14 protein-coding genes and 2 pseudogenes are annotated in these 13273 nt (G+C 28.5%); 4 read left to right on the plus strand and 12 right to left on the minus strand.

Features of this window, described 5'->3' with window-relative positions; genetic code table 11:
• Positions 1-305 (minus strand): annotated as a pseudogene (locus B2671_RS04460) (adenosine deaminase); the annotation flags it as partial.
• A 221-nt stretch (positions 306-526) separates the two neighbouring features.
• Between B2671_RS04460 and B2671_RS04465 the strand changes: the two are divergent.
• Positions 527-1180, plus strand: a complete 654-nt coding sequence (locus B2671_RS04465) for a TVP38/TMEM64 family protein (protein WP_346869334.1) — start codon at positions 527-529, stop codon at positions 1178-1180.
• Positions 1181-1244: 64 nt separating this feature from the next.
• Here B2671_RS04465 and B2671_RS04470 read toward each other — a convergent pair whose 3' ends face one another.
• Genes B2671_RS04470 through B2671_RS04495 form a run of 6 tightly spaced genes read right to left on the minus strand, consistent with a single transcriptional unit; the run spans position 1245 to position 6268 of the window.
• Complete coding sequence (locus B2671_RS04470; RefSeq protein ID WP_346869335.1) at positions 1245-2036, minus strand: ABC transporter ATP-binding protein; 792 nt, start codon at positions 2034-2036, stop codon at positions 1245-1247.
• Positions 2037-2038: 2 nt separating this feature from the next.
• Positions 2039-2830 carry an ABC transporter permease gene (locus B2671_RS04475; RefSeq protein WP_346869336.1) on the minus strand — a complete coding sequence of 264 codons (792 nt, stop codon included), beginning with the start codon at positions 2828-2830 and terminating at the stop codon, positions 2039-2041.
• A complete protein-coding gene (locus B2671_RS04480) occupies positions 2827-3696 on the minus strand; it encodes an ABC transporter permease (RefSeq protein WP_346869337.1) in 870 nt (289 codons plus the stop codon). The genes B2671_RS04475 and B2671_RS04480 overlap by 4 nt, the downstream gene beginning before the upstream one ends.
• A complete protein-coding gene (locus tag B2671_RS04485) occupies positions 3686-4894 on the minus strand; it encodes an ABC transporter substrate-binding protein (protein WP_346869338.1) in 1209 nt (402 codons plus the stop codon). Before B2671_RS04485 ends, B2671_RS04480 begins: the two co-directional genes overlap by 11 nt.
• A complete protein-coding gene (locus B2671_RS04490) occupies positions 4884-5483 on the minus strand; it encodes a CDP-alcohol phosphatidyltransferase family protein (RefSeq protein WP_346869339.1) in 600 nt (199 codons plus the stop codon). The genes B2671_RS04485 and B2671_RS04490 overlap by 11 nt, the downstream gene beginning before the upstream one ends.
• A gap of 8 nt (positions 5484-5491) precedes the next feature.
• Positions 5492-6268: a (Fe-S)-binding protein gene (locus B2671_RS04495; RefSeq protein ID WP_346869340.1), complete on the minus strand. Its 777-nt coding sequence runs from the start codon at positions 6266-6268 to the stop codon at positions 5492-5494.
• 252 nt (positions 6269-6520) lie between these two features.
• Here B2671_RS04495 and B2671_RS04500 point away from each other — a divergent pair, with 252 nt between their 5' ends.
• Positions 6521-6976, plus strand: coding sequence for a rhodanese-like domain-containing protein (locus B2671_RS04500; protein WP_346869341.1), 456 nt, complete (start codon positions 6521-6523; stop codon positions 6974-6976).
• Between the two features lie 40 nt (positions 6977-7016).
• On the opposite strand, the gene B2671_RS04505 is transcribed toward B2671_RS04500, so the two are convergent.
• From B2671_RS04505 to B2671_RS04525, 5 genes and pseudogenes are all read right to left on the minus strand, one after another.
• Positions 7017-7730, minus strand: a complete 714-nt coding sequence (locus B2671_RS04505; protein WP_346869342.1) for a TVP38/TMEM64 family protein — start codon at positions 7728-7730, stop codon at positions 7017-7019.
• Between the two features lie 199 nt (positions 7731-7929).
• Positions 7930-8886, minus strand: coding sequence for a sulfurtransferase (locus B2671_RS04510; RefSeq protein ID WP_346869343.1), 957 nt, complete (start codon positions 8884-8886; stop codon positions 7930-7932).
• 196 nt (positions 8887-9082) lie between these two features.
• Entirely contained in the window at positions 9083-9739 is a 657-nt protein-coding gene (trmB, locus tag B2671_RS04515) for a tRNA (guanosine(46)-N7)-methyltransferase TrmB (protein ID WP_346869344.1), read from the minus strand.
• A gap of 64 nt (positions 9740-9803) precedes the next feature.
• Entirely contained in the window at positions 9804-10457 is a 654-nt protein-coding gene (locus B2671_RS04520; RefSeq protein WP_346869345.1) for a site-2 protease family protein, read from the minus strand.
• A gap of 444 nt (positions 10458-10901) precedes the next feature.
• A pseudogene (locus B2671_RS04525) lies at positions 10902-12283 on the minus strand (PhoH family protein).
• Between the two features lie 213 nt (positions 12284-12496).
• Between B2671_RS04525 and B2671_RS04530 the strand changes: the two are divergent.
• Both B2671_RS04530 and B2671_RS04535 read left to right on the plus strand, forming a co-directional pair.
• The gene (locus tag B2671_RS04530) at positions 12497-12916 is read left to right on the plus strand and encodes a Fur family transcriptional regulator (protein ID WP_346869346.1); all 420 of its coding nucleotides are present in this window, start codon (positions 12497-12499) and stop codon (positions 12914-12916) included.
• A gap of 92 nt (positions 12917-13008) precedes the next feature.
• A partial coding sequence (locus B2671_RS04535; RefSeq protein WP_346869347.1) for a hypothetical protein occupies positions 13009-13273 on the plus strand: 265 nt, incomplete at its 3' end.

Consider the following 13273-nt stretch of genomic DNA (forward strand, 5'->3'; position numbering starts at 1 on the left):
GTCGGTGCATACCTAATTTCTATATACTTTACATTTTCTTCAGCTGCATCTTCTAAAAGTTCATAGGTAATTCTTCTTAAACTTTCTTTACTTTGCATTATCTTTATTGGAATATTAAATCTATCTAAATATTCCACTAGTGATTTACACTCTAATGGAGCTTCTAATAATTCTCTCAATTGTTCTAAATCATAAGTTGGTATTTCTATATTTTCTTTTGTAGCTATATCTAATATAGTTTTTGGTCTAACACTTCCATCTAAGTGACAATGTAATTCTATTTTTGGTAATGCTTTAAAGTCCATAACTCATACCCCTTTCTATTTTGTTGTATATTATCATATTATGATTTAAATATCAACTAGTTAGTTAAATTATACTAAAACTAAAGTTAACTTACTACATTTTAGTAATCATTACATTTTACTTATAGAAATTCTCTATACTAATTTCAATATATTGACTTACACTCTTAATTTATATACTATATGTTATGGAGATATAGTCACTATAAGGGGGCAACACTGTGAAAAAAAATAAAAAACTTATAATTTCAATGATGACTCTTTTAATACTTGTTATTACCTATTTTGCATTTTTCAGAGGATTAACTCCAGAGATTTTAAGAAATTACATAGGTGGTTTTGGCTACTTAGCACCATTTATTTATATATTATTCTTTACTATACTGCCAATTGCTTTTTTCCCTGTACCTATCTTAGCCCTTGCTGCAGGACTTCTATTTGGATTTCTTCCTGGCACCATATATACCTTAATTGGAGCAGTTTTAAATAGTGCCCTAATGTTCTTAATGGCTAAAATCCTAGCAAAGGATGCTGTTACTAATTTGCTCCAAAGAAAGCTTCCTGAAAATTGGAGTAGCTTCTTATTTAATTTAGATGAAAAAAGAGGCTTTGGAATTATATTTATTCTAAGGTTAATACCAGCCATGCCGTATAATTTAATTAATTACGGTGCTGGATTAACATCAATAAAGTTCAGTTCCTATATGTTAGCTACTATCCTTGGAATTCTTCCAGGTACCTTAGTATTTTTGAACATTGGAAATCAAGCTTTGAATATCCATAACCCAGCATTTGTAGTATCAATTATTCTTCTAATTTTATTAACGATTTTCTCTTTAATCCTTGGTAAAATGATAGGAAAAACTAATTCTTAAAATAAATCTCATATAAATTTTCCCATAACATTTAACTATATAATATAAAAAATAAGGATATCAATTAAATAATTGATTCCTTATTTTTTACCTTTATAATTCTATCAGAAAAAATAATCCTTCCATCCCCTAAAGTAGTAATTTCACCTAAGTATTCATCAATACAAGGTATATTAGTTAATATATTTAAATTTTCTGTTTTATATACTAACGCTATACTTCCTTTAAATAAAAAAGCTATTCTACTACTCATAGAAAAAGCATCTTCTTTTTCATGAGTGATCATAATGGTAGTAATTCTAAACTGTCTTTGTATCCNNATCTTCATTACATAATCTTTTATATAATGCTTTAAATTATTATCTAACCCTGTAAAGGGCTCATCAAGTAAAAGTACCTTAGGGTCTATAGCTAAAGCTCTCATTAATGATATTAACTGTTGTTGTCCCCCTGAAAGTTGATGGGGGTACTTTTTCATATGTTCACTCATGTTAAAAAATTCAACAAGAAATTTGACCTTATCATCAATATATTTCCTTGGAAACTTCCTCATTTTTAATCCAAACTCTATATTTTCTCTTATAGTCATATGTGGAAAAAGTTGATTTCCTTGATGTACCATTACTACATTTCTTTTTTCCATAGGTAAATAGTTAATAATCTTACCATCTAATCTAAGTTCTCCCTTATTAGGTAATATAGCTCCTGTAATAGTCTTAAAAATTGTAGACTTTCCTGCCCCACTAGGCCCTAATATAGAGAAAAACTCTCCATCTTCAATAGTTAAATTAATATTTTTTAGAATTTCCTTATTACCGATAGAAAAATATATGTTTTTAAGCTCTATCTTACTCATATTTAACCCATCTCCCTATATTTATCATTACTGTACTTCTTTGTTATATATGAACTCATTATCATTACTATTACTCCATAAAGTATATACATTAATGTATATACCGAAGCTATATTTCTGTTAGAATTTCCTATATACGGCGTCATAATCATAGAAAAGTTAACATGGCTATTATCTCCAATAAACATATTTATGAAATACTGAGAGTAAGATATAATAAATGCCATAAAAAAACTTGATGCATACCCTTGAGCATATAGTGGGATATTCACATATTTAAACGCTTGCCAAAAAGATGCACCCAATCCTCGAGCTGTAAGCTCATCTCCTATACCCCAAACAGTATAATAGGAATATATTAATTTAAATGCATAGGGTAAGGAAAAATAAATATGTAACACTAAAACAGCAATACTACAAGAAGTAAAATAGTTTAGAAATAATTTATGACTTCCTAAACATATACTTATTACTGGTAATAACATAGGTAAATAAAAAATGCTTTCCAATGTGATTTTATACTTTATATGGGTAGTTATGAAAAATCTTGCAGCCATGATACTTAAAACTAAAGATATTAATGCTACTTCTATAGAAAAGAAAATAGACTTTATTCCAATAAACCAATCTCCTGATGTAAAAAAGTATTTAAAACCATCTAGTGTAAAAGTATTAGGTAAAATATCCGTTGCTTTCCAATTTTTAAAAAAGGCCCAAACCATCATAGATATTATAGGAAGTACTAAAAATATAAGTATAGAAAATATAAGTACACTTTTAATCCACCTTCTCACTCTCTTACCTCCTCTTGCCCATTATCCTTTATCATTTTATAATAAAGCACACATAATATTAAAGATATTATGATCATTATCATATTTATAGCCATTCCATATATTCTATTGGATAAATCTGCATTTAGGTAGGTTTTATAAGCATAAACCCCTATAGAAATTGGGTTTGATGGTCCTAGATAGTAAAAACCTTCATAAGTAAACATATTAAAATTAAATATTACTAAAAATGAAGTAAATATAGCTCTCTTAGCTAAAGGTAAAAGAATTTTTATTATATACTGAAATCTTGTACATCCTAAGTTCTGTGCTATAAACCTATAATTTTTATTTACTTTCATAAAAATAGGAGCAACACTAAATGCTATAAAAGGCATACCTTTAAAAATATTTAAAAGTATTACTGCTATTCCCTTAGAATTAAAAATTAAATTTATATTTATATTAGAAAATCCTAATAATGATATTATGTGAAATAGTAACCCCTTATCACTATAAGTTGTATATATAAGAACTGCCGCTGCCACATAGGAGAGTAGAATTGGCAATCTATATAAAACATTTATAAATTTATTCCTTGATTTTGATATGTAATATCCTAGGTAACTACCTAAAACTGTAGCAATTACTGAAGATACTAAGGATATTTTAAAACTATAGTATAAACTATTTAAAAAAACAGGATCTGAAAATAACTCTTTATAATATTTAAATGTAAAATTATTAAAGGAAAGCTCAGGAATATATCCTAAGCTTTCCATAAAGGTATTGATAATAACAAACATAGTAATTACAACTATCACAGATAAAGATGGAATAATCATTAATCCACCTATAACCTTTCTTCTCTGCTTATTATTTATCAAAAAGAATCACGTCCTCCCATACCTTTTCTATAATTACTACTAAGTCTGATCTTAATTCTGCTTGTTGATGCTTTGAAAGTTCTTCATAGCTTAGAATTGTATGCTCATACTCTTTATCTGGAGTAAGCTTTATATCAAGCTCCTTCTGTTGTTCTTCATTTAACTTATTATATTCAACAGATGGTAGATCAGCCCATCCCCTTAAGTCTGCTTTAGATATTTGCATTTCAGCTGATAAGGCAGCATTAATTACCTTTAATGCTCCATCTACATTAGATGCATTAGCTGCAATGGCTAAATAATGTGTATTAAATGGAGTTCCCTTATCCCATACAAAGGATTTAGTAGACACAGGCCAACTTTTATCCATTACTTTACTTAAAGTTTTATTAGCATTGTAATCCATGGCAATATCAACTTCACCATCTTGATATAAGCTATCTAATTGAGCAGAATCTGTAGGGTAAACCTCTCCCTTTTTCCATAAATATGGCTCAACCTCTTTAAGATATTCTAATGCAGGTGCCATAGCTTCTTTAACTTCATCATAATCTGCTGGTAAGTCCTTTAATTTATCATATCCTATAATATCATAAAGTACTGTTCTAATAAAGGCTGAACCAGTAAAATCACTAGCCTGAGGATATGTAAATCTACCAGGATTCTTTGTTACATACTCTTTTAACTTTTCTGCATTAGTTGGTGGTATATTTATCTTATCACTATCATAATTTAATACAAATTGAGCTGTTCCCCAAGGCGCTTCATACCCTTCTGTAGAATACCCAAAATCCTTATTTGCAGCATCACCTTGTAAGTTTATATACCCTTGTGCATTTTCTAATTTATCTAAAAAAGGTCCATATAGAAGCTCATTTTCTTTAGCATAATGAAAATTTTCACCATTTATCCATATAATATCAATGTTCCCTTTCTCTGTAGAACTTTTTTCATTAGTAAGCTTCAGTAAAATTTCATCAATATTCATAGGAATACGATTTAAAGTAATATTATAGTTCTCTTTTACATAAGCTGCTAATTCCTTATCAATCCAAGTGTTAACTCTTTCATCTCCACCCCATCCATATAAGTTTACCACTTTATTTTTATCATTTTTCTTACCACAGGCTACAAGTCCAAAAACAAGTATTATGGAAAGAATTATCAAAAGTATTGATTTTAATTTCTTATTTTTCATTGTTACCTCCTAATACTTTAATTGCCATATATAGTCTTTGTACTGCTGTATATAAAATTAACACGGCATAAATAAATGCTAATATTTTCATATGAGAATAAAAGATTATCATAAATGTAAACATTATAAACCCTTCAGTTCTTTCCATTAATCCAGCTTGATAATGAAAACTTTTAATACCTGTATTTTCTAAGAGCATTCCACTAGTCAAAAATACCGTCATAGATAAAATTATAGTGCAAGCTAATATCATTAAGGTAAAGGTTGCCTCATTACATACTATAGCAAAGGATATTATATATGAAATTTCAACTAATCTATCAAGCCATATATCTAATAATGTACCTACCTCTGAAACCTTACCGCTTTGTCTTGCCATAGAACCATCTACAGCATCTAAAAATCCAGAAATCCATAATAAAATTATTGACAAAATAAACTTACCAAAGGAAAATGAAACAGCTCCTACAATTCCAACAATAGCAGCAATAATAGTTATATGTGTTGGCATGAAACTGATTTCAAGAAAACTTCTTCCGATTTTATCAAATATTCTATCAAAATATTTTCTTCCCCTTGTATCTAACATTATCAATCTTACCTCTTACTCTTCCTTACACAATTATACCTATTCTTCCAAGACCCATTAGCCTTTGTTTCCCATAATAATTCTAAAATATGATATGCTTCAAAACTATTTTTTCTAAAAGTATCTACACAAGAACTGCAGTATGTCACTATTTCTTTGGATGGTGCTTGATTTGCACGAATTTCAAATAGCTTTTGACCCTTTTCTGGGTATAAAGTCATAATCATATCTTTCTTCCCACAACAAATTGTTCTATCCCTATTATTAGGGAACTCTAATATATCTACTCCTAGTTTATTTAATATATTTCTTGCAGCAACAGCATTCTCTAAATAACCTCTTATTGGACAAGGATCATGTAAGGATAATTTTCTTCCTTTATATATATTATATTTATTTTTTGGGATTATCTCATCTAAAACTGTCCATGCTGATATTATTTCACAATTGCTATTTTCAACCAAAGTATTTTGGCAATTAGGACATAAAGTATAAATTTTCTTTACTCCATTTTTCTCAAAAGCCTTATTCAAAAACTGTTTTCTTTTCTCATAAGGTTTTCCCCCATCTATATGAAGTGATGGTTTTCCACAGCACATAGTACTTAATTTTAAATCAGGTAGCTGTGTTTTTAAAAGTTCATAGGTTTTCATCACTATCTCTTCTCCCATAGATAAAATAGCACACCCCGGCCAGAATACATTTTCTCCTGGTGAAAGCTCAATAAATAGTGAACTAAAACTAAGAAGTTGATGAGTTTTTATGCTTATTTTCCCATTAACCATCTTCTTATAACACTACCTTTCTAAGCATAAAAATAAGAGGTACTATTGACCCCTATTTCATATCCTTTTATTTCAACAAAAAAAGTATAGCTTTAATAATAATTATTGTCAATAAGTATAGCTATGTCTAATACACTTATTACTTTCAATTTAATTTTCCTATTTGATTTTAATGTATCCTTTATATATAATAACTCTGGTAATAGAAACCAATATAATAGATATATTAATTTACTTACGGAGGGATATGAAATGAAAAAGAAACTTACTCTTCTACTTGCTCTTTGCTTAATTATCTCAACTATACTTATGGGATGTAGTAAATCAAAGGACACTTCAAAAGAAGGCGAAGAAAAACAATATCAATATTATACAGCTGAACAATTAAAAACTGCTATTGAAAATAAAGATGATATTTATTTAATAGATATACAGCCAAAAGAAGATTACGATGCACATCATATTGTTGGTACTGTTCCAACTTATGCTTATCCAGCAGATACTGATGATTTAAGATCTAAAATAGATGTTACCTTAGATGAAATTAATAAAACAGATAAGCCAATAATAGTTGTTTGCCCAGGTGGTGGCGGTGGTGCTAAAAACACTATTGATTACTTAACAACTAAAAGTGTGGATTCAAAGAGAATGTTTATATTAGAAAAAGGCCAAAAAGGTTGGCCATATGATGAATTATTAGAAAAATAATTTTTATTATAAAATGCAGAGTGAATTTTAACTCTGCATTTTATTTTTTACTTTTCTTTTGTCTCTCATTATATATCTGTTTAAACATAAATACTAATACAGTTATTGCAAAAAGTATTAATAACGCTGTAAGAATCATTTGAGCTCCACCAGTTAACATACCACCTATATAGGAATAAACAACAGTTGCTGGTAATTGTCCAATCCCTGTAGCCACTATAAATTCTAAAAATCCCATAGATGTTAGTCCTGCTGCATAGGATATAAAGTCAAAGGATACAAAAGGTAATAATCTACATACTAAAATTGTATGTTTACCATACTTTTCAAAGAACCCGTCCACACTTGCCATTGCATATTTACTAGTAAGTTTTTCAACAGCATCTCGTCCAAGAATTCTTCCAATATAAAAACATAAAGCTGCTCCTGTCATAGAACTAATCCATGATAATAGAGCTCCCTGCCACCATCCAAAAATAGCAGCATTGGCAAAGGTTATTAGAAATGCCGGCAAGGGTGCTGCCACTGATTGAAACACCATTAGTAAAAATGAAACTAATACTGCATATATTCCAAAGGATCTTATATATCCAGCCACAGACTCAATACTCATAGAGCTGAATAACATAAAGATACCATTTACTTTTGAATTGAAAGTTGGTATGAAAAAATATGATAAACCTAGTGATACTATAATAATTAATATTAAAATTTTTCCTAAATTTCTTTTTTTGTGTGTCAATTCCTTTTCCATAACATACTCCTTACTTTAACTATGTATATTTATCCATAGAAAATCATATTTACTTATTATCTTTTTTGTATCATATATAATATCCAAGCTATTCAGTAATTTGTATTATTTCTTGTATTAGATATAATGTTTTTCTATTGTAATAAAGTATTCTTTGATATAAAAGAATACTTTATTTTATGATATTAACTTTATGATATTAGTTTTCAACTTCCTCTACTGCACACCATCTATAGTATGATTCATCATAATTTAGAGAATTTTCAAATCCACACATTTCAAGAATTAACTGCATATATGCAGAACGAATACCTGCTGTGCAATAGGTTACTATCTTATCACTTTTTGACAATCCTGATGTTTCAAATATTTTTGTTAAATCATCATTTGACTTTAAATTTCCTTCTTCATTAAATAAATCTGTGTATTTAATGTGTATTGCCCCTGGTAAATGACCACCTTTCGCCTCACCATACAAGGTCTTTCCTTCATACTCTTCATCAGCACGAACATCTACCACCTTTACATTTTCATATTCTTTTTTCAAAGCATCAGTGTTAATTAAATGAGTATCATCAATAGCCTCAATTTTTACATCTGCTAGCTCCGGTGTAGCAATCTCCTTTACTACTGGTAACCCTGCTAATACCATAGCATCATATCCACCGTCAACCATTTTTACATTATCATAGCCTGCTGCTACAAGCTCCCACAAAATTCTTCCGTCATCGCCCCATCCATTTTTAGCCGTTGCAAAAATAATAATCTCTTTACCTTTATCAACACCAAGGTTACTTAGCTTTTTACTTAACGCTTCTGGTTCTAGAATAGTACCCCACATCTCATCTCCAGCTTTGCTATCTTCAACTTTAGCAATAGACTGCCATGCCATAGCCATTGCTCCTTGAATAGTTCCTTTTTTTGCAGTTTCTTCACCCCTTGCATCAATGAGAAGTAGATTTTCTTTTTCTAAACTTTCTTTTACATATGAAACATCTACTATGTACTTACCTTTAAAACTAACCTTTTCTTCAACCTGAGCTCCTTTTGAAGAATTTGTTTCTGGTTTTACTTCTTCTTTTTTACCACAACCAACCAAGGAAATAGTAGCAGTTAACATTAAGCTCATAGCTAATAATAATGCCTTTTTTCTCATATTAATTCCCCCCATATAGTTTTACTATTTCATATACCTACATAAATATAGCAAAGGCACTATTTATAGTCAAAATTTATTTAATATACTTATAGTTTTCTTATTTTCTATTTGAAATATCTATAGATTAAATACATTATAAAAATAAAAAAACAAGATTCAACATCAATCTAAAGCTAAATCTTGCCTCTTATTTTTATTTTAATCTTGCCACTAAGAACATAGTTTTCATTCCCATAGCTGTAAACTTGCTTTCATACTCTGTAACTACATTATCTTCAAATCCACTATTATGTAAATCATAGGTTATAAATTCTAAAGAAAATCCTGCTTCTTTAAAGTATTCTTGAGAATCATTGAATAAATCTACATCATCGGTTTTAAACCATATCTCTCCATCTGATTTTAAAAACTTTTTATATGATTGTAAAAATTTCGTATATGTAAGTCTTCTCTTGTTATGACTTTTTTTTGGCCAAGGATTACAGAAGTTTATATATATTCTATCTATCTCATCTTTACCAAATACGTTGTCTATAAGCATTATATTAAGAACTATAAGTCTTGCATTTATATCCTTTGCTCTTTCTATTCCTTCAAATGGTGCCATAACTTTCCTTAATGCATATACTACAACCTCATCTTTTAAATCTATTCCTATATAGTTTACATTTCTATCTTTAATTGCACGTTGACTAATATGTCCTCCCATACCACAACCTAACTCTAAATGAATAGGATTATTATTTTCAAATTCGTCTCTCCATTTTCCACAATAACCATATTTATCATATATTACAATATCACTAGCTTCTAATTCTGGTCTTGCCCAATGCTTTTTTCTAAGTCTCATAAATTTCTCTCCTCGATATTAGTTTATTAATTTATATTATATATTTATTTTGTCTGTATAAACTCTATAAAAATAAATATGTAGCTATAGCTGCAAAAATATCATATATATGCTGGCCTGGTATTCCAACTACATAATCTAAAATTGAAAATCCACCTATAATAGGTAGAACTAATATAATAAATATTAACATGTTATTTTTATACATTATTGTTTGAAATCTTTCAGATTTATCTCCTAATATATCTACTATTATGCTAAACCCATCAAAACCTGGTATAGGTAATAAATTTAATATAAACCAAGAACAATTTATTAGAGCTGTTTGTCGGATAATTAAATATATTATAAACTTAATATCACTATTTCCTGGTATAAACTTGACACATAAAGCTAGAGCTATTGTAGCTATAAATCCTATAGCCAAAGTAGTTAGAAGTCCTCCAAGTCTTATTTTTAAATCATCTTTATAATAATCTTTTAAATTCGATTTATTAATTTCTACAGGTTTTATCCATCCAAAACCTATTATAAGCATAAATATAAACCCAAATACACTGATGTGCTTCAAAGGATTTAAAGTATTTCTCCCATACTCTTTTGGGGTATCATCACCAAGTTTTATAGCAATTTTAGATTGAATGTATCCCTTGAATGTAAATGCAACTAAAATTGCTGGTATAACTAAGATCCTTCCCAATAAATAATTGTTGTTCATCCTTTTCACTCCTTCTGCAATACTCCTAGTATATCATATTTTTATCAATCTTTTTTAATTCTTTTATTAATATAAAATTTTTATTATTTGTTGAACTACTTAATTTAATAAAAAATATTTGTATTATATCTTTACTATAGACTTAATTACACTATTAAAATACAAAAATAGCTGAAACCCGCATGGATAAAACAACTAGTTAACTATTTATATATTTATATAGTTCCATATGTAACATTTTAAACAGGTGCAATTTTAGCTATACTCACTCCATGTATTAATCACTTTTCTTAAATAATATATTGGAGCATTTGTAACATTTATCATTCTAATTAACTACAGAGCCAAAAAAGAACCAATAAATATTATAAAATACTTATCGATTCTTTACTATTATATAAATACTATAAAAATTATTATATCCTAATAAATTTGTGATTTATACTACAAACGTTGAGCAGCTTCAAAGGATAGTGGTGATCTTTCACATTCATCATATTTCAAAGTTACTTGGTAACACAATTTACTACCTTTCATTCTTTCAGATGCATAACATAACCCATTAGATCTAGAATCCATAAACGGGTGATCTATTTGGTCTGGATCTCCAATAAGTATAAGTTTTGTTCCAATACCTACCCTAGTTGTAATCGCCTTTACTTGCTTTGGAGAGAGATTTTGAGCCTCATCAATAATTACCCACTGTCTTATTATTGATCTGCCTCTTAAATATGCTATGGCTTCAGTGGTTATAATCCTTCTATCAAATAATTCATTTACCTTATCTTGTAACTCTTTTTCATTTTTATATCTTTCTTTTTCATCTGAATCTACTAGAACTTCTAAATTATCAAAAATAGGTCTCATAAATGGGGATATTTTTTGCTCTTCAGTACCTGGTAAAAAACCTATTTCTTCATCCATAGTTACATTAGGTCTACATACTAATATCTTTCTATATTCACCAGTTTCTTCTTCTATGATTTTCTGTAATCCTACTGCTAAAGAAAATAATGTTTTGGCTGTTCCTGCTGGACCCTTTACTATACTTAAAGGAGCCATATTAGATGATGTAAATAGACACTCTAGCATAAATCTTTGTCCTACATTTCTAGCACTTAATCCAAGGGGTTTGCTATCCTTATAATGCAAATGCACTATATTTTCTCCATCAAATCTGCCTAAGGCACTTTGTTTTTTATTTTCTAAGGAATGCATAACTAAAAATTGATTTGTATAAAGGGTAGGAGTATAATACTCATCATTTTCTTCTTGATAACATACTACATCATTTTTAGATATAACCTTTTTTGAATAGAATTCTGAAAGCTTATCTTGTGAAACATAGACTTCAATTCTACCAGTATACTGCTCATCTCCAGCTGGAACTACCTTCTCGTAAAAATCTTCGCTTTTTACATTAACAATATCTGCTTTTATTCTTTCAAAGGTATCCTTTGTAATTAATATAACATCTTCTCCAGCATCTTTTAATGCCTTACATACTTGTAATATCCTGTTATCAGCTTTATTTCTATCCCNNCCCAAAACTTTGGTACTTCTGCATTTAAGCAATTAGTCTCTATTCTTAATTTACCACCACCAGGAAGAGGTACTCCTTCATTCAAATTTCCTAACTTTCTTAATCCATCTATAATTCTCGATGCCTGTCTAGCATTTAACCCAAGGTCAGTTTTATTTTTTTTAAAATCATCCAGCTCCTCTAATACCACCTCTGGTATTACTACATCATTATTACCAAAAGATAATAATGCTCCTGATGAATATAATATAACGTTAGTATCTAACACATATGTTTTTTTCAAGTCATTCTCCTCCTCTCTTATACTATAATATATGAGTGACTTCTTATTAATTGAATTAATTTTTTAAATTTATATAAATATTTTATTGTAATTGCTATAATATATTATATAATATAGCTATATTATATAATAATCATTATCCATTCTTTCCCTTTGACAATGGATAATATTTATTATATAATATCTATAACAAATAACTATAGAGGTGATTCAATGGATATTAATTTTACCCAAGTTTTCAAAGAAAAAAAACTGAAACTTACACCTCAGCGTATAGCCGTATACAATTACTTGAAATCAACAAAAGAACATCCATCAGCTGAAACAATTCATAAAGCTTTAAAANNAGCGTATCCAACCATGAGTTTAGCAACAGTTTATAAAACGCTAAAGGTTTTAGTAGACGTTAATTTAATTCAAGAAATTAATGTTGGAGAAGGCAACTTTAGATATGATGGTTTTGCTGATCCACATCCTCATATACATTGTATAAAATGCTCTAGGGTAGATGATTTAGAAGGTGTTAACTTTGATTTTCTAAATTCTAGTGTAAAAGATAATACAGATTATGAGATTATTTCTAATAAAGTATATTTTTATGGACTATGCCCTATGTGCAAGAAATCAAAATAAGAGATTAGATCATCTAATCTCTTTTTTATTTGTCTGATTTTTAATAATTATTATCTCTCTTTACACATATAATTTATAGAGGGGTGATTATAGTGTATAAGAAAAATAATTTGTATACTAAATTATTTAATATATTCTTATTTGTATTAGCTACTTTATGTTTTTTTAAACTATTTTTTGAAGAAGATAACTTAAAAGAGAAAAATGTATTCAACTTATCTGAAGAAAATATTGTAATTAATGAAGATTTAAATAATGATAATAAAAAAGATTCCATACTTATTAAAAAATCCAACTCCGACTTATTAGCTCAGGTAAATTTAAATAGTAATGAAACCTATAGTTTAAACTATGATA

Source organism: Clostridium sp. UBA5119 (assembly GCF_002414285.1).
Taxonomy (GTDB): Bacteria; Bacillota; Clostridia; order Clostridiales; family Clostridiaceae; genus Clostridium_J; species Clostridium_J sulfidigenes.